The 16,067-nt window shown below is 70.1% G+C and carries 16 protein-coding genes and 4 pseudogenes; 4 read left to right on the plus strand and 16 right to left on the minus strand.

Features of this window, described 5'->3' with window-relative positions; translation table 11 throughout:
* From GWI24_RS46620 to GWI24_RS25575, 4 genes and pseudogenes are all read right to left on the minus strand, one after another.
* Positions 1 to 128 (minus strand): annotated as a pseudogene (locus GWI24_RS46620) (IS110 family transposase); the annotation flags it as partial.
* A gap of 576 nt (positions 129 to 704) precedes the next feature.
* Positions 705 to 1,991 (minus strand): hypothetical protein, encoded by a 1,287-nt coding sequence (locus GWI24_RS25565; RefSeq protein WP_210948270.1) that lies wholly within the window; start codon positions 1,989 to 1,991, stop codon positions 705 to 707.
* 47 nt (positions 1,992 to 2,038) lie between these two features.
* Positions 2,039 to 2,446: a hypothetical protein gene (locus tag GWI24_RS25570; RefSeq protein ID WP_210948271.1), complete on the minus strand. Its 408-nt coding sequence runs from the start codon at positions 2,444 to 2,446 to the stop codon at positions 2,039 to 2,041.
* 254 nt (positions 2,447 to 2,700) lie between these two features.
* Positions 2,701 to 3,423, minus strand: coding sequence for a helix-turn-helix domain-containing protein (locus tag GWI24_RS25575; protein WP_308344018.1), 723 nt, complete (start codon positions 3,421 to 3,423; stop codon positions 2,701 to 2,703).
* Positions 3,424 to 3,465: 42 nt separating this feature from the next.
* On the opposite strand from GWI24_RS25575, the gene GWI24_RS25580 reads away from it, so the two are divergent.
* On the plus strand, positions 3,466 to 3,678 hold the full coding sequence (locus GWI24_RS25580) for a hypothetical protein (protein WP_210948258.1): 213 nt from the start codon (positions 3,466 to 3,468) through the stop codon (positions 3,676 to 3,678).
* Here the strand turns inward: GWI24_RS25580 and GWI24_RS25585 are convergent.
* The 6 genes and pseudogenes from GWI24_RS25585 to GWI24_RS45545 all read right to left on the minus strand — a co-directional run bounded on the left by GWI24_RS25585 (position 3,675) and on the right by GWI24_RS45545 (position 8,425).
* Entirely contained in the window at positions 3,675 to 4,667 is a 993-nt protein-coding gene (locus tag GWI24_RS25585) for an aldo/keto reductase (RefSeq protein WP_210948259.1), read from the minus strand. The two genes, GWI24_RS25580 and GWI24_RS25585, sit on opposite strands and share 4 nt — an antisense overlap.
* Before the next feature lie 345 nt (positions 4,668 to 5,012).
* Positions 5,013 to 5,748, minus strand: a pseudogene (locus GWI24_RS25590) (Tn3 family transposase); the annotation flags it as partial.
* Positions 5,749 to 5,758: 10 nt separating this feature from the next.
* Positions 5,759 to 6,196 carry a site-specific integrase gene (locus GWI24_RS25595; protein WP_308344020.1) on the minus strand — a complete coding sequence of 146 codons (438 nt, stop codon included), beginning with the start codon at positions 6,194 to 6,196 and terminating at the stop codon, positions 5,759 to 5,761.
* Positions 6,197 to 6,229: 33 nt separating this feature from the next.
* Positions 6,230 to 6,760: a hypothetical protein gene (locus tag GWI24_RS45540; protein ID WP_247616878.1), complete on the minus strand. Its 531-nt coding sequence runs from the start codon at positions 6,758 to 6,760 to the stop codon at positions 6,230 to 6,232.
* Between the two features lie 267 nt (positions 6,761 to 7,027).
* The gene (locus GWI24_RS25605) at positions 7,028 to 7,795 is read right to left on the minus strand and encodes a dienelactone hydrolase family protein (RefSeq protein ID WP_210948260.1); all 768 of its coding nucleotides are present in this window, start codon (positions 7,793 to 7,795) and stop codon (positions 7,028 to 7,030) included.
* A gap of 243 nt (positions 7,796 to 8,038) precedes the next feature.
* Positions 8,039 to 8,425, minus strand: a pseudogene (locus GWI24_RS45545) (Tn3 family transposase).
* Between GWI24_RS45545 and GWI24_RS45550 the strand changes: the two are divergent.
* Positions 8,322 to 8,966 (plus strand): hypothetical protein, encoded by a 645-nt coding sequence (locus tag GWI24_RS45550; RefSeq protein ID WP_308344021.1) that lies wholly within the window; start codon positions 8,322 to 8,324, stop codon positions 8,964 to 8,966. The pseudogene GWI24_RS45545 and the gene GWI24_RS45550 overlap by 104 nt on opposite strands.
* On the opposite strand, the pseudogene GWI24_RS25620 reads toward GWI24_RS45550, so the two are convergent.
* The 3 genes and pseudogenes from GWI24_RS25620 to GWI24_RS25630 all read right to left on the minus strand — a co-directional run.
* Positions 8,861 to 9,173 (minus strand): annotated as a pseudogene (locus GWI24_RS25620) (transposase); the annotation flags it as partial. The gene GWI24_RS45550 and the pseudogene GWI24_RS25620 sit on opposite strands and share 106 nt — an antisense overlap.
* Positions 9,056 to 9,382: a hypothetical protein gene (locus GWI24_RS46940; RefSeq protein ID WP_374103339.1), complete on the minus strand. Its 327-nt coding sequence runs from the start codon at positions 9,380 to 9,382 to the stop codon at positions 9,056 to 9,058. The pseudogene GWI24_RS25620 and the gene GWI24_RS46940, both read right to left, overlap by 118 nt.
* A 347-nt stretch (positions 9,383 to 9,729) precedes the next feature.
* Positions 9,730 to 10,842 carry a hypothetical protein gene (locus GWI24_RS25630; RefSeq protein WP_210948262.1) on the minus strand — a complete coding sequence of 371 codons (1,113 nt, stop codon included), beginning with the start codon at positions 10,840 to 10,842 and terminating at the stop codon, positions 9,730 to 9,732.
* 870 nt (positions 10,843 to 11,712) lie between these two features.
* Here GWI24_RS25630 and GWI24_RS25635 point away from each other — a divergent pair.
* On the plus strand, positions 11,713 to 12,225 hold the full coding sequence (locus tag GWI24_RS25635) for a hypothetical protein (RefSeq protein ID WP_210948263.1): 513 nt from the start codon (positions 11,713 to 11,715) through the stop codon (positions 12,223 to 12,225).
* A 578-nt stretch (positions 12,226 to 12,803) separates the two neighbouring features.
* Here GWI24_RS25635 and GWI24_RS25640 read toward each other — a convergent pair.
* Complete coding sequence (locus tag GWI24_RS25640) at positions 12,804 to 13,556, minus strand: SDR family NAD(P)-dependent oxidoreductase (RefSeq protein WP_210948264.1); 753 nt, start codon at positions 13,554 to 13,556, stop codon at positions 12,804 to 12,806.
* A 224-nt stretch (positions 13,557 to 13,780) separates the two neighbouring features.
* Complete coding sequence (locus GWI24_RS25645; RefSeq protein ID WP_210948265.1) at positions 13,781 to 14,392, minus strand: NAD(P)-dependent oxidoreductase; 612 nt, start codon at positions 14,390 to 14,392, stop codon at positions 13,781 to 13,783.
* 134 nt (positions 14,393 to 14,526) lie between these two features.
* Between GWI24_RS25645 and GWI24_RS25650 the strand changes: the two genes are divergently transcribed.
* Entirely contained in the window at positions 14,527 to 15,222 is a 696-nt protein-coding gene (locus GWI24_RS25650) for a TetR/AcrR family transcriptional regulator (protein ID WP_308344024.1), read from the plus strand.
* A gap of 252 nt (positions 15,223 to 15,474) precedes the next feature.
* Here the strand turns inward: GWI24_RS25650 and GWI24_RS25655 are convergent.
* Positions 15,475 to 16,067 (minus strand): amidohydrolase family protein (locus GWI24_RS25655; protein ID WP_210948267.1); only part of this gene is annotated, 593 nt, incomplete at its 5' end.

A 16,067-nucleotide genomic window follows, 5' to 3' on the forward strand; every position in this document is an offset into this window, starting at 1 on the left:
GTCGATCCCCAGGTCGTGGTCTCGGTCGTGAACGACCCCCGCCGTTTCGTACTCGGGGTGCGGACGCACGCCTTGGCATCCTTCTTGCTGATGTCCACCCCCGCGCAGCGTTCATGCAGCACGTCCACGGCTCCGCTCCCTCCCTCAGGCCGAGTGGTACGCCGTTCCGGGAGGGCCAGGGCGAATCAGGAATTCTGACGCACGTGCTCACAGCAACATTCCACGGTTCCCGTGGACGGCCCCCAGCACCACGCTGACCTGCGAACTCACCAGCATCACAGAGCAATCGGTTTCGGCCGGAACGAACCCCACCAGCGTCCCGCAGCGGTATCAGCCCACATCAGAGGCAGACAGAAGCACCCCGGCGCGCGCCACAGGATTTACCACGCCCCCGGCGCGCAACGAAGATGCGCTGGTTCGCTGACCTGCCTAAACGTACGGACCCAGGACCATGCGACGCCATGGCGTCAACGCCCCGACCACACGGGGGCCAGCCCCGGGACCCCCAAGGGGGCCAGCGACACCTCCGCCCCAGCCTCCAGCCGACCACCACGCCGGGAAACCCAGGTCATGCCATGTATGAAGAGGCCAGTGGCGCTACCGGGCGAAGCGCGTTCTCACGTGGGAAACAAACGTGAATCGCACCTTCTTCAGGCGATCGGGGACGGGAACGGTCGTGGTGACCGCCGTGGTCACGACCGCGGTCATCCCGTTTCTGCAAGCCTTGATGTCCAGGGCCGCCGAGGACGCGTACGGGCAGGCTCGTGCGCTGATCCATGGCAGATCCGCGGCGACCAGCGGGACCAGTAAAAGCCCGCCCGCTGCCGGGCGAGCGCTGATGCACCTGGAGTAGGCGTGGTGGGCGACAGGTGCCCCATGGAGGTGACTTGACGAGATGGGCGAGGCCATGGACACGGCTCGGCGGCATGCGCAGCCCGCCCAACGGGAGTCAGCCGACGGTGGTGGCGACGGCGCGCTCGAAGGCGGCCTGATCGCCGGCGAAGACACCGTCGGCGCGCGGGTACGCGATGACCGCGTCGGTGACCCCGAGCTCGTCGCACCGGGCGAGCAGCTCGCGGAGCCGGGTCGTGGTCGGCGGCGCCCATCCACGGCGCGCCCTCGGACAGGCGGGCGAACACCTTCTTCGTGTGCAACAGCCGGGACGTCTGCGAGGGGATCATGCGGAACCCGGCGTCCAGCGCCCGCCGCGCCGGCCTGATGTCGTGCCCGACCGTACGCATGTCGTCCAGGTCGAAACCGCGCAGTCCCACCGGGTACCGGAGCGTACCGGGGTGACCGAGCGTGTCGAGCAGGTCGGCGACCTGGACGTGCCTCGCCTCGATCCCGTGGGTCCGCAGTCCGTCCAGCCACATCCGCACGCTGCGGCCGGTGGCGAGCACGGTGCCGTCCCCGACGTCGTCCACGACCACGATTCCCGGCGGTGCGCCGAACTCGGCGCAGGTGCGTTCGACCAGCGCCGCGAGGTGCGCCCACGGGTCCACCCCGAGGTACGCGGGGCGGCCGGCCAGCGCGGTGATCCGGCGCCACGCCTGCTGATGCGCATGGCAGTCCGGCATGCCGCCGAACGCGCCGGAGACGTTGAACTCCACGAACCTCGGTCCGTCCGGCCCGATGACCACGTCCGCCCGGCCCATGTCGGCGCAGTGCCGCAGCTCGAAGTCCTCGTCCGCGGTGAACAGCGGCGTGTCCGCCGGGCCGATGCCGAGCGCGGCGATCCGCCCGGCCCGGTCCGGCGCCGCGTGCAGCACCGCCCGCCGGATCAGCGCGAGCAGGTCGGTCGCCGCGCGCAGCAACTCGCGGAACTCCGCCACCGGCAGCAGCAGCGGCTGCAGCGCCACCGGGTACGCCGGCAGCGGACGCAGCCCGCGCGTCTCCTCGAGGACGATCTCGGCGATCCGGCCCGGCGCGACGCCGGTCTCCGGTGGTTCCCGGTACCGGTCGAACCATCGTGCCGTGTGTATCGCGGTCATCGGCCAACCTCCGGGGTGTGCGGTGGGATCTCGTGTCGTGGCGGCGGTCAGCGCGCGAAGAACTCGTCCAGGGCGAGCGACCGGACCTCGTCGATGCCCTCGTGTGTACGGGCCAGGTCGAGCCGGGGCGGACGCGTCTCGTCGTGGAAGTACACGGCGCGCAGGCGGTCCCGACCGACGATCTCCACGACCGGGTTCGCGACGAGGAAGTCCCGCACCGCGGGGGTGTCGCGGCGCGCATGCCACCACAGCCGGTGCGCGCCCAGGTGGGTCGGCCCGAGCACGGCGCGCGACGCGAGCTTTCGTTTCCGCTGGAAGATGCCCTGGCTGAGGAACGGCTCGATACCGCCGAAGTCGACGGTCCGCGCGCCGATGCCGTGCGCCCACTCCAGCAGCAGGAAGTCCAGCACCCGCGACGCCCCGTCCCGATAGTGTTCGTCGCTCCCGTCCAGCACGCCGAACAGACGCAGCGTCAGCCGGCCGCGCCGGGCGTCCCACCGGTCCAGCGAGCCGGCGACACGTTCGCCGCTGGGGCGGGATGCCGAGGAGGCTCCTGGTGAGATGCGGGGTGACCTGCTCGGCCTTGATGCCGTCCGGCAGCGCGACGATGGTCGTGTAGCGGCTGGTGCGCTCGACGAGCGTGGCGACCGCCGAGGGCCTGGTGCCCATCACGAGGTCGCCCTCCCAATGGCCGGGGACCTTCCGGTCCTCAGCCTCGGCGGGGCGGGCGGTGATGGACACCATGCCGCGGATGATGCCCCGCCCGGTAGGTCGACGGGCGATCTTCGGGCGGCGCGTGGGCCGGGCACCGCAGGCGCTGAGTGAGGCTGCGGTCGATTGCCTGGCGGCGACGAGGGTCGTAGAGCGAGAGGTAGATCGCTTCGTGCGAGATCTGCATGGCGGTGTCACCAGGGAACTGGCGTCGCAGCCACCCTGCGATCCGATCGGGAGACCAGCACAGAGCCAGCTTCGCCTCCACCAGGGCGCGCAGAGCCGGTCGTTGGGCGAGCTTGGCCTGCTTGGGCCGGCGCCCGCGCGCGTAGGCGGCCTCATCGGCGGATGCGGCACGGTAGCGGTCCCGGCCTCCGTTGCGGGCGATCTCGCGGGAGACGGTCGAGGGCGATCGGCCCAGCCGCCTGGCCAACTGCCGGCCAGATTCCCCGGCGGCGATGCCGCGGGATATCTCTTCGCGCTCGCTGCCGCTCAGATGCCGCTCTGATCGCTGCTGCGGGGTGAGGCGGACGCCGCCGCTCTGGTGCAGGAACCGACGGGCGTTCTGCATCGGTGCCCCCAGGGCCCGCCCGATCAAGCTGAACGATTGCCCCTCGCGCCAGCGTCTCCAGATCTCATCCTGCTGAGCCGGCGAAAACCCGTAGTCACGCACCTGTTCCTCCACGATCACATGATCATCCGTGGGTGGTGCGTTGATCACTTGAGAATGCCATCGGTTGACGACATATAGCTGAGCGTCGGCGTGCTCGCGGTGGGCGCGGACGGGTACCGGGCGCTGGTCTCCTACGGCGAGATCGCCCCGGGCTCCGGCAACCGGGGCGCGATCCTGGCCGCCGAGCCGGACGGGGCACCGCCGGCCCGACCCCGGCTGGTCGTGACCGGCGAGGTCACCGGTGGGCGCGACGTCAACGACGTCGTCGAGCTGGACGTCGTGCGCGTCGAGCCCACCGGCTAACCCCGAGCGACCTCAGCGGTGTGCGCGGGGGTGTAGCGCTCGCCCATCACCTGGTCGCTCAGCGGGTCCAGCGCGGCCAGCGCCTCGGCGTCCAGGGTGAGCTCCAGCGCGGCCGCGTTCTGCTCCAGCCGGGCCGGGCTGCGGGTGCCCGGAATGGTCGCCACCGCCACCCCGAGCCGCTCGGCCTGGGCGTACACCCAGGCCAGCGCCACCTGGGCCGGGGTGGCACCCAGCCGGTCGGCCACCTCGCGCACGGTCTGCGCGATCTTCTCGTTGGCCTCGCCCGCCTCGCCGGCGAAGCGGGGGTTGGTGCGCCGGAAGTCCTTCTCGCCCAGTGTGGAGCGGTCCAGGGTGCCGGTCAGGAATCCCCGCCCCAGCGGCGAGTACGGCACCAGCCCGATCCCCAGCTCGGCCATCACCGGGGTGACCGCCTCGACGTCGCGGGTCCACAGCGAGTACTCGCTCTGCACCGCGGTGATCGGGTGCACCGCGTGCGCCCGGCGCAGCAGCTCGCCGTCGACCTCGGACAGGCCCAGATGGCGGACCTTCCCCGCCTCGACCAGCTCGGCCATCGCCCCGACGGTCTCCTCGATCTCCACGTCCTGGGGCGGGCGGTGGGCGTAGTACAGGTCGATCACCTCGACGCCCAGCCGCAGCAGCGAGGCGTCGCAGGAGCGCAGCACGTAGTCCCGGGCACCGCGGATGCGGCGTGCCCGGTCGCCGGCGCTGCGGTCGATGCCGAACTTGGTGGCCAGCTGCACCTGGTCCCGGCGGCCGTGGATGGCCCGGCCCACCAGCACCTCGTTATGCCCGGTGCCATAGGCGTCGGCGGTGTCCAGGAACGTGATGCCCAGCTCCAGGGCCCGGTCGATGGTGGCCAGGCCGCCGTCCCAGTCGGCGGCGCCATAGCTCTCGCTCATCCCCATACACCCCAGGCCCATCGCGCTGACGGTGAGACCGGGCGAGCCGAGCGTGGTTCGGGTGATCATGCGCGGATACTCCTCCTGCACGGCGGACCGGGCGGTACCTTGAGCACTGACGAACGCCTCCGAAACTAGGACTTGGAGCGCGCTCGAAGTCAAGCCGGAGGACCGGCCCCCGCCGGCGGGTCAGGCGCGGCGGGAGCGGGTGAGGGTGAAACGGTCCGCCGGCAGCAGGTCGCCACAGGGCCCGGACACCGCGTATTTCCCGGCCGGCTTCACCAGCGGGTGCAGCGGCCCAGCGGCCGGACCCTCGTGCGGGCCATGGTGTCCTCTTCTCTTACCGGTCCCGGGTATCTGCGCGGGACCTCCGCTTCGACAACGAACGGCCCGACAGGTCGGGTGCGTCGCCCATCACTCCTCGTCTTCGCCGTCCTCGACGGCGTCCGGGTCCCGCAGCGGGCGCAGGCCCTGGCCGGGGCCGCTGGCCTTGATGTTGAACAGGTAGCGGCCCAGGAAGTTGATGTGCCGGTCCTTGAGCGGAGAGAGGCGGGCGACGTCCTCGTCCTTGATGTCGTGGCCCTCGGCGCGGAGCTGGGCGACGGCAGCGTCCAGGTAGCGGGTGTTCCACAGGACGACGGCGTTGAGGACGAGGCCGAGGGCGGCGAGCTGGTCCTCCTGGCCCTCGCGGTACGCCTGGCGGATCTGGCCGCGGCCGCCGTGGCAGATCGCGCGGGCGAGGCGGTGGCGGGACTCCTGCACGGTGAGCTGCCGGTTCATCAGCCGGCGGTAGGTGTCGTCGACCGGGTCGACCAGCGCGAGCAGGTGCATGGTCGACCGCAGGCCGTCGATGGAGGCGAGCAGCCCACAGCCCCACATCTGGGCCAGCTCGATGCGGGGCTGGGCGGTGATGAGCGCGGCGTTCGCCGCGGCGATGGTGTCGGCGCGCAGGTAGTTCTGGTCGACGTGGGACAGCCGCGAGCGGGTCAGCCGCCTTGTTCTCCGGGTCGATGACCGGGGTCAGGCCGATGTTGCAGCTCTCCGCCACCAGCAGCGCGACCAGGGAGACGAGCAGGCCCTCCATGCGGGTGCGCCGCTCGGAGACGTGGCCGAAGGCGTCGAGGAACCCGGTCCAGGTTGAAGCCCTGATCCGCTCGGATTTACGTGCGGCGACGTGCAGCGGTGTCGCGTTCGGCGACGTGCCGGGCGACCGAGTCGACGCCGGGGCGGGCGTACCGCTCCAGGGAGCGGACAGAGGCGTGGCGGGAGCGGGCCAACAGCATCGGGGTGGAGGTGCCGTCCTCCGCGTCGTGCGTCAGGGCACTGTGCCGTAGCCGGTGAAGCGTCCAGCCGTCCAGGTCCTCGGTGTCGTCGGGTGAGGCGAGGGGGTTGGCCAGGAGCCTGGTGTCCTCCTCGAAGATCTCCTCAGCCCGGCGGTAGGAGAGCCGGGCCCGGCCGGTCTCCGGGCACACGTCGAGCGTCGGGGTTCCGGCCGGGGCCTTGCGGTCGGTGAGGAACAGCGGGCCGCGGGTACGGCGGGCGATGAGTCGGGGCAGGAGCTGGGCGGTGCCGGACTGCCAGTGAATCCACTCGGTCACCCCGCCCTTGGCGGTGATCTTCCCGCGCTTGTCCTACGGGTAGAGGTCTTCCACGTTGAGGCACAGCACCTCGTCGGCCCGCGCGGCGGACTCGTAGAGCATCTTCCACTGGGTCTTCTCCCGCAGCGCGACGTCGAGGCGCCACAGGGCGGCGACCTGGCTCTCCGCGAGAGCCTTGGTACGGTCGGGCGGCGCCGGCCGCCGCTCGATGCCGATCGTGGGGTCGCCTTCGATCCAGACTTGGCGCTGCCACCAGCCGATCGCCTTGCGCGCGATGGACAGCTCCCGGTTGACGGTGTCGGCGTCCATCACGTCCGCCCGCGTCGCTGCCCGTTCGGCCAGCACCTCCGGCAGCGCCGGGTCGTCGATCGCGGCGACGGGGAAAACGGGCGGCTTCGCGCCTCGGCGGACGGGTCCGGTCGGCGCCGGTTCGCCGGCGAGCATCCACCCCCAGGTCGTCAGCGAGATCCGGTAGATCCGCGCGGAGGACTTCGCGATGCCCGCGCCGGTGAGGTACCGCTCGACCGCCGCGGTGTACGACGCGGGCGGGGCGGACAGAGGCACCACCCGAGCGCGCGGCAGCCGAAGCGCGCCCCGCTTCCGAGTTCGGTCACTGGTTTGATCGTCACGCCGCCCACCCCTGACACTGCCGCAGTAAATGCATACACCTCGCCCCGGCGGCCGGAATGGCCCGCCGCAGGTCGCGGTGATCACCGTAGGGGCTCTGTCGCGGTAAATCCGGGATTTACTGCGGCAGTTGCAAACGCGTTTCCGCGATCGAGCATCCGCCCGAATGCGGTTCTGCTGTGCGGACTTGAGGGGAGGGGACTGTCAGTGCCCGGCGCCAGCACGCTTACCTGGGTCATGCCCCAGATCCTCCGTCACGGGCAGGCACTCGGCGAGCAGGTCGACGACGTCGCGCCAGGCTCGCTGCGCGTGCCGTGGGTGGTAGCCGACGCCGGGGACCACAGAGTGGCCGACCGGCGGGTGGTGGAAGGCGTGCAAGGCGCCGCCGTAGACCGCGAGGCGCCAGTCGACGCCCGCGGCCTGCATCTCAGCGGTGAACGCGTTCCGTTGCGCGGGCGGCATGATCGGGTCTTCCGACCCGACCCCGGCCCACACCGGGCAGCGAATGCGCGCCGCCTCGCCCGGTCGGCCCGTGGTCAGTGCGTTGACTGTCCCGATCGCGCGCAGGCTGACGCCGCCGCGCCCGAGTTCCAGCCCGACGGCGCCCCCGGTGCCGTAGCCGACGGCGGCGATCCGGTCGGGGTCTGTCCGCGGTTCGGTGCGCAACACGTCGAGCGCCGCATGGCCGATGTCCCGCATCCGGTCGGGATCAGCGAGCAGCGGCAGGCAACGGGCCAGCATCTCCTCGGGGTCGCCCAAATAGCGCCCGCCGTGAAGGTCGAAGGCCAGCACTATATATCCCAGTTCGGCGAGAGCATCGGCCCGGCGGCGCTCGACGTCGCTGAGCCCCATGCCCTCTGGTCCGAGCAGCACCGCAGGCCGGCGGTCGACACCGGCCGGGAGCGCGAGGTGCCCGATCATCGTCAAACCGTCGGCCGGATACTCGACCGTACGCGTCGTGATCGTCGTCATGAACTGGACTGTAGTGATCGTCGAGCCCGGTCCGGCTGGTGTTCTGCCGCTGGCAGATCAGCGCGAGTATCCCTCTGAAATATGGCGAGGGCTCACGAGAACCGTCACAAACCCCGTCCCCACGGCAGCGCTATCGGATCACCTGCCCAGGCCACGGTGTTGGAGGCTGACCCTCGCAGCAGGATTCTGGCGTATACCGGCGCGCTCCCGTGAAGGGCGTCACCAGCTAGTTCACCTCACGGTTCAGGCGGCCTGGCCCCCGCTGCGCGAGCAGGACCTGACCCCCGCCGGCCTCTGCCGCACGATCTCCGCGATGTCCAGGGCGTCGTGGAAGATCACCGCGTTCGTGAGCAGCGCGTTGAACTTCATCGCCTTCTCCTGCTCGATGGGGTCGTTGTCGGCGATGACGCCACGGTTGCCGAAGCCGATTCACTGGGAGAACCGGTTGAACGACTCAACCTTGTTGGTCGCCGCGGTCACCCGTCGGCGCGGCGGCGCGTCGGAGAGGTAGCGCAACAGCTGCACGGTGCGGATCACGCGGCCGACCTCGCGGAAGGACCTGCTTGTCTTCCTCCTGCGTGCCCAGCTCGATGGCCTCGGCCAGCCGACGGAACGGCAGCGCGCCCGCATACTCTCCCGCGGCGACCTCGGCACCGACCTCCTCACCACCGGCGACACCGAGGCCTTCCTTGCCTGGGCAGAACGCGTCCGCCCTCTGCTCGGGCCAGACGGCACAGCCGTACCGGACACGCTGCGCGAGCTGTACCGGAAAGTCCTCCAGGACACGCGCATCGGGCCCGGCTCGCTCCTGCGCCGCATGGCCGCCGACCCCGGGCCCGAGGCCGCGAGCGTATTCCGGCGAAACGCGGCGGACGCCGTAACTGCACGTCTGGCTCGGCTCAACAAGGTAGACGTCCAATCGGCCTGCGACGATTTCGCCCGCCTACTGTCCCGCACCCTTCCGTACACCGACTGCGTGGTCGGCGACGACCACGTACTGCTGCGCCTGCACGACGATCCACAGACGGCTCCTCTCCATCCCTTGGCCACAGCGGGTATGGACGCCTACATCTCCGGACCGCTGCGCCAACGGCCGCTCACCGAGGAAGCCGCCGACCAACCCCTAGGAGCACAACACAGGGCAGCGGCCAGGCCAAGAAACGCCAGGTAGTTGCGGGGATTGCGTTCGTAGCGGGGGTTGAGTCGGCGGTAGCCGGATAGCCACGACTATGGTGCGCTCGATGACCCAGCGGCGTCGCCCTAATCGTTCGCTGGACTCGATGCCTTTGCGGGCGATGCGTAATCCGATGCGCTTCCATCGAAGCCATCTGCGCAGGTCAGCCCGGTCGTAGGCTTTGTCTGCATGCAGGCGCTGGGGGAAAGCGGTACGTCGACCACGCCGCGTCGGTAGAGGACCTCGGCGAAGTTGGCACCGGCGTACGCCACGTCGATGGCGACCTGGCCGGGCCCGGGCTCGGGGACGGGAATGGTGGCGACGCGGAGCACCTCGGCGTCGCCGAACTCGGGGATGGTCACTGCCTTCATCATCTGCCTGCCGCTGTTGTCCATGCCCTCGATCGACCGCACGTCCGACCCCGCACTCCTGCGCCTACGCCGCTCGGCCGGGCAGGCGAGTCGGTGACACCGAAGCACTTTCATCAACAGCGGACACGGCAGCGGAAAGAGCGACGCCAACGACTCCCGCGATCGAGTCGACGGTGTCGACTACAACCAGGCCGCCACCGAGCGACTGTAGCCGTCGCCGCAGACTCCTGACCTGCCTTGGTCAGGCCCGTGGCCGACCTGGCCGACGCCGTGGTCGGGCTCACGGTCGGCCCAGCGGGGTTCATGGTCAGGGGCTGGCGCGGGTCCCCACTGCTCCCACGCGGGCGCGAGAGCGGTGCGGCACCCGGAGAGCGCGACAACCGGGGCGATCAGTAGAAGTGGCGGACGAAGACGTCCGACTTGCCGTTGGTGTCGCCGGGCACGATGTCGTCGGCCGCGGAATGGAAGACCACGTCGCGCCCACCGGCGCCGACCGCGTCGGTCCCGGCCGAGGCGGGCTGGTCAGAGACGATCTCGTCGGTGCCCGTCTCCAGATCGCGCAGCGTGAGCGACGGTCCGTTCGTGTCGTGTGGGGCGTACAGCAGATAGCGGCCGGTGGGATCGATGGCCACGCCCCGCACGTTCGGCACCAGTTGGTCGGTGCCCGAGCTCTCGTCGTGGACGTAGGTGTCGGAGCCCGAGAGGTAGACGACCTTGCTGCCGTCCCTGCTGAGCTGGACGAGTGTCGCCGCCTTGGACGGGCCCTCGATCGGGCCCGAGGAGGTGTCATCGGTCCGGTCCCACACGAAGACGTCCCCCGCCTGGCCGTCCTGGTACGCGACAAAGCGGCCGTCACCGCTGATGGACGGCCGGGCCGAGACGGTGTGGTCGAACTCGGCGACGGTCTCCGTGGTGTCGGCGCGCCAGTCCCGTACCTCGATGCGCTGCCGGGACGGCGGTCGATTGAAGGTGGCGACCTGGGCGATGTAGCGGCCGTCCGCGCTCAGCGACGGCTGGCTGCAGCTGAGGCCCGGGCAGTTGATGCCGATCGTGCTTCCCGAGCTCACCTGAGACAGGAAGGACTTCGTGTCTCTTTGCAACAGCCCCCAAAAGGCAACGTATTGCCCCTCACCGCTGATCACCGGGCCCTGATTCGTTGGGGTGATGCTGCTCATCAGCGTGGTCTGGATCGTCCGCTGGTCGCGGACGAACACCCTTTCCCATGTCACCGGGTTGGCGGGTGTGAGGTTCTTCGCCAACGACGAAAAGGCGATACGCCGACCGTCGGTCGTGATCGTGGCGCCGGCGGAGGCGCCGTCGCCCTGGGTGCCGTCGGTCGCGACACTGATCCGCTCGACCCCGGCTCCGCTGTCGCCCGCGACGCCCGCGGGCTCGGCCGAGGCGGCTCCGGGCAGCACCGCTGTGACCGCGCAGACCACGACCGCCGCGCTCAGGGCGGCCCGCACACGTCTGGTGGCGCTCCGGTTCGTGTTTCCCCTCATGTTCCCCCCAGTCAGGATCTGTCCCCCAGCTCCCCACTGGAGGTCCGCAAGCATGGAACCGCGATGGCGCTATGGGGACAATGCGTCACATGACGTATTGAGAGGCCCGGTTTCCGTCACGTGAGAGCCCCTCGGCGAGGCACCGGGTGCCCGAGCGCCAGAACGCGGCGTCGGTACGCTTCACGCCGTCCAAGTCCCGCCCGGTAAGAGCAGGGGATCGTCGCCTCGGGCGGATCCGCCCGAAGCGAGCGTTTCGAATTGCCGTCTCTTTACCAATTGCTCCAGGGGTGTAGTACTCCAGCTGTAGATCGCGATCATCATGTCTGGGCGGCTTGTCGCTGGTAGTGGCTGGCCTGGGATCGGGCCTGGTGGCGGCGTCGCCAGTGGGACCAGTGGAGCCAAGCGTTCACCCCCGCTCGAACTCGACGATTCCCCCCGGCTACGGGCCTTGATCCAGCTTCGACAGCACCGCTCGGTCACTCATTTGGCTTCACCCCTAATGCCTCCCCCATCTGGGCTACCTACCGTCGTTGCACGGCACCCCATCCACGGTGGAGGTGGACATGCGACGGAACCCGTCGCAGCAGACGACGACTCCGCAGACACGTCTCGGCCGCCGAATGGCCCTGGCGACTGTCAGCAGCTTGGCCGCAGGCTCCATCGTCCTCTCGTCGGGCTACACAGCCCTCGCCCAACCGACACCCACGCCTTCCGACACCCACAACCACCGAGCCTCCGGCTCCGGTCCCGCCGCCAGCTCCCGAGGACACTCACCCAACCGAGCCGCCCCCAGCCCAGCCGCCAGCTCCCGTCACGCCTCCGGCTCCGGCCGAGGGGGCCTGTACCCGCACGGTCGTGGAAGGGGACTGGTTGTCGAAGCTGGCGCTCAGGTACTTGGGTGCCGCGAGCAGGTGGCCTGAGATCTATGAGGCCAACCGGGCAGTGATCGAAGCAGCCGCGCGGAAGCAGCCCGGACCTCCCGTGAACGGAACGAGCGACCACGGGCACTGGATCTTTCCGGGAACCGTTCTCACCATCCCGGGATCAATGTGTACGAGCGCAGCACACTCACAGATCGCGCCGGAGCTGCCCAAGGTGCAACTAACGGAGGCCGCCGAACTCTGCGGCCATGCGATTTTTGATGCTGTCGGCGAGGAAACCTTCGGCTACCTCTTGAAGAGGTCCGGGTTGGTCTCGAAGAAGGTACTCCGGGTCGTCGACATCGGCGTGGGAGCAGTCATGCTGGAGACTCAGGCTGGACGGAGGGCCTGCGGCCATCGCCTGAATGATCACCGCCTCCGGGGCGGAGGCGGGTCTGTCGTCGATACCTGCCGACGGCGTCCCCGGCCGTCCAGCCAGGAAGACGGACGCATGCAGCCGTAGGTCGAGCAGTGTGCTGCCGGGGGCAGGGGCGCAGACGAGCGGCGTCGTCTGTGCTGCGCCCGTTTTCTGCCTGCGCGGAGAAGGCCGAGGACGAATCCGGCCTCTACAGCCGCGGCGCTGCCGGTACGACAGCGGCCGAAACCGCCGTGGGCTGGGCAGACTGACCGAGGCGATCGACTTCGGCGCCGGGCGATGTGATCTTTACGGCGTCCGTCGCTTCCAGGCCTGGGCATCGTTCACATCGTCGCCGCTAGCTGTGGTGGTCGGGTAGCCGGAGCCCATTACTGGGCCCCGGCTACCCGACCACCACACCTACGGGCTGCGCCCCGTCGCCCCTGCCGACTGGCCGGAACCACCAGCCCTCGACCCACGCCCCGACCTGCAGGGCCTCAGCGCCGACGACATCCACGAGGACTGGTGCGAGAGGCTCGTGCCGCGGCGGGTGGACGGCTGCCGCAATCAATGGCGGGAAAGAACGACAGACCACATCTCGGTCCCGTCGCCCGGCACGACGTCCGGGCCGTGCGCAGTGTGCGGGAACTTCTTGGTGGCCGGGCGCTCCTCGACCGCGACGATCCTCACGCCCGCCGCCCGCCGTCCACCGACATCGCGATCCCGGTGACGTAGGCCGCGGCGTCCGAGCAGAGCCAGACCGCGGCCGCCGCGGCCTCCTGAGGTGTGGCCATCCGGCCGAGCGGGGTGATCGCCTCCTGCATCGCGATCAGGTCGGTGCCGGCCGCCACCCGCTCGAACCCGGGTGTGCGGGTCGGGCCGGGGCAGACGGCGTTGACGCGGATACCGTGCGGCGCGTAGTCCACGGCGGCGACCTTGGTGAGCCCGACGACACCGTGTTTGGCGGCAACGTAGGCGGGGGCGGTCGGAATCGCGTACAGGCCGCCGTTGGAGGCGACGTTGACGATCGCGCCGCCGCCGCGGGCCTGCAGTGCGGGTAGTTCGTACTTCATGCACAGGAAGGTCCCGCCCAGGTTGACATGGGTCACCCGCTCGAACTCCTCCAGCGTCATCCGGTCGAGCTGCCGGTGGTGTGAGTCCAGGCCGGCGTTGTTCACGGCGAAGTCGAGGCCGCCGTACGTCTCGACCGTGCGCTGGACGGCTGTCCGGACCGCGTCCTCGTCGGCGATGTCGACGCGGACCGCCAGTGCCTCCCCGCCGTCCTTCCTGATCATTTTGGTGGTCTCGACCGCTGTGGTCTCGTCGATGTCGGTGACGGTGACGGTGGCGCCCTGCCGGGCCAGCTCGATCGCCGTCGCGCGGCCGATTCCGCTGCCGGCGCCCGTCACGAATCCGATCTTTCCAGAGAAGTTGCTCACGGTGACCTTCCGATGTAGTTACTCACGCCAGGCGATCGCTGATTCGCCCAGGCGGTCTTGTGCGGGTATCGCGACGGCCGCTGATCGATGTGCATGCCGGACGCGGTGGACTTCTTCGTCATGCGTCGGTTCCGGCCGCGGCCGGCTGCGCGGCCGCGGTCACGGTCGTCGGCGGGAACCTGCTCGCGCCCCGTGGACACCGGGGCTGTCACGTCGGCCGCCGGTCAGCTGAGGGGCACGAGGATGCCGTTGCCGTGCTTGCCCGTCTCCGCCTCGTCCAGCAGCAGCGCGGCCAGCGTGGTGCGGGAGATCCTGGGCGGCAGCAGCGGGCGCCGCAGCTCCGCCAGCGGCACGATGCGGCGGGTGGGACTGAGGGGGCCGTCCGTGACGTCCGGGGCGTGGAACACCGTGGCGCCGGCCTTCAGGGCGATCTCGTCGGCCTCGGCCTTCTCGGCCAGTTCCGATCCGACGAACACCCGCATCACCCCCGCGTAGATCAGCCCGCCGGACCGGCTCGACACACCCGCGCCCAGCGCTCCGAGCCATACCGTGCGGACGTTCGCCGCGGCGAGCCTCCTGGCCCCGGCGACCAGCGCGCCCGGGCCGTCGCCCTTGCCTATGCCGATGGCCGAGACGGCCACGTCGACGTCGGTCAGGTCGGGAAAGCTCTGCGGGGCGGTGACGTCGGCCTGCCGGATCTCGACCTGCCGCGGCGCGGGCACGGCGACCTTGGCCGGCGTGCGGACCAGGGCCACGACCTCGTGTCCGCGCTCCAGCGCCTGGTCGACGAGCGTGCCGCCGGTCCGGCCCGAGGCTCCGAGTACTGCGATGCGCATGATCATCCGCTCCTTGACTGAACACCCGTTGGTGACTTGAGTAAACACCTGTTGGTTATCGCTGTCAAAGTGAGGCGACCTGTAAGGTGAACATCTGTTGCTGGACCGTTCACCCTGGCCGGAAGGGGGCGAAGGTGTCGTCTCAGGAGTGGCCCGCTCCCCGTCGCCGCAATCCGCGCGGGCAGGGACAGGTGCTCAAGGCCCAGCTTGTGGACGCTGCGGCCAAGCTACTGGCCACCCTCGATCAACCGGAGACGCTGACGCTCCGGCAGGTCGCGCGTGAGGTCGGGGTGGCGCCGGCGAGCATCTACAGCCACTTCCCCGACCTGAGCGCACTGATCCAGCACGTGCTGCGGCTGCGCTATGAGGAGCTGGCCCGGCTGATGGACGCGGCCGCGCAGCCCGCCGCGAGCCCGCTGGCCGACCTCGTCGCCCGGTGCGCGGCCTATGTGCACTGGGGAGTCGACCAGCGCGGCCACTACCGCACCCTCTTCGGCGGCCGGATGCCTGCCGACCTCGTCCCTGGGACGGCCCACGGCGCCGGGGCCGAGCTGCTCGGCGCCGTCGTCGCCTCCCTGGCGGCCGCGGCCACCGGGGAGCGGAAGCGGTGCGCGGCGGATCAGCAGTGGCAGGCCGGACTCATGCTCTGGACCGCCCTGCACGGTTTGGTCAGCCTTTACAACGACCACGGCACCATCCCCTGGCCGCCCTTGGACGCTCTGATCACCGACCTGATCAGCCTGCACACCGGCCGGCCGGCGGCCGAGGTCGAGGCCCTCCTGCCGCAGGACGAGGGGGCATCCGGGGCTGCCGGTCTCCGAGGCACGTAAGGGCCGTGGCATCGGCATGGGCAACTGCTTCCGCCTCCTGTGAGCGGACGTGGCGCCGCGCCGGTGACCGGTGGGGCGATCATGCGTCTCCCCCGCCCTGGCGCGGCCGTCGGCCGTCCCTCACCGGACGAGGAGGTGAGGAGGCGCCGGATGTCATGCCGGCGAACCGCAGTCGACAGCCGACGTCGGCAAACGCGGTGCCTGCGCTGGTCGCCTCGAGCACTGCACGGCTTCGTACTGGTCAGATGCTGGTCAGATGCCCAGCACGCGCCGGGCGTTCAGATGGGCGATCTTCTCCTTCACCTCGGGTGAAAGGTCGCACTTCTCGATCGAGTCCACCGCTTCGGCGGTGGACTCGTACGGGTAGTCGATCGCGAACATGACCGCGTCGGCCCCGATGCTCAGCACGGCGGCCTGCACGGCCTCCGGGGCCAGTACCCCGCTCGTGGTGATCAGGATGTTGCTCCCGAAGTACTGCGACGGCATCCGCTCGAGCGGCGCGTCGACCTGGAGCGAGCGGTAGCGCGAGTCGAAGCGGGAGCGCTGGAACGGCAGGAACTCGCCGAGGTGCCCGAGGATCAGGGTTGCGGCGGGGTGCCGGTCGAACACTCCGGCATAGATCAGCCGCATGGCGTGGCCGCCGGTTTCGGCCTGCCAGCTCCAGCTGGCCCCGTACATCTCGGGCCGTCCGCGCATCACGTGCCAGTCGTCGCAGGGCAGCGAGCCGGGGTGCAGGTACAACGGCACACGGAGCTCTTCCAGCGCGCTCCACAGTTCCTCATATGCGGGATCATCCAGGTATCGGCCCTGCGTGTGGTCGTTGACCAAGGCACCTTTGAATCCGA

This window comes from Streptomyces sp. MK37H (assembly GCF_018035285.1).
Classification (GTDB): domain Bacteria; phylum Actinomycetota; class Actinomycetes; order Streptomycetales; family Streptomycetaceae; genus Streptomyces; species Streptomyces endocoffeicus.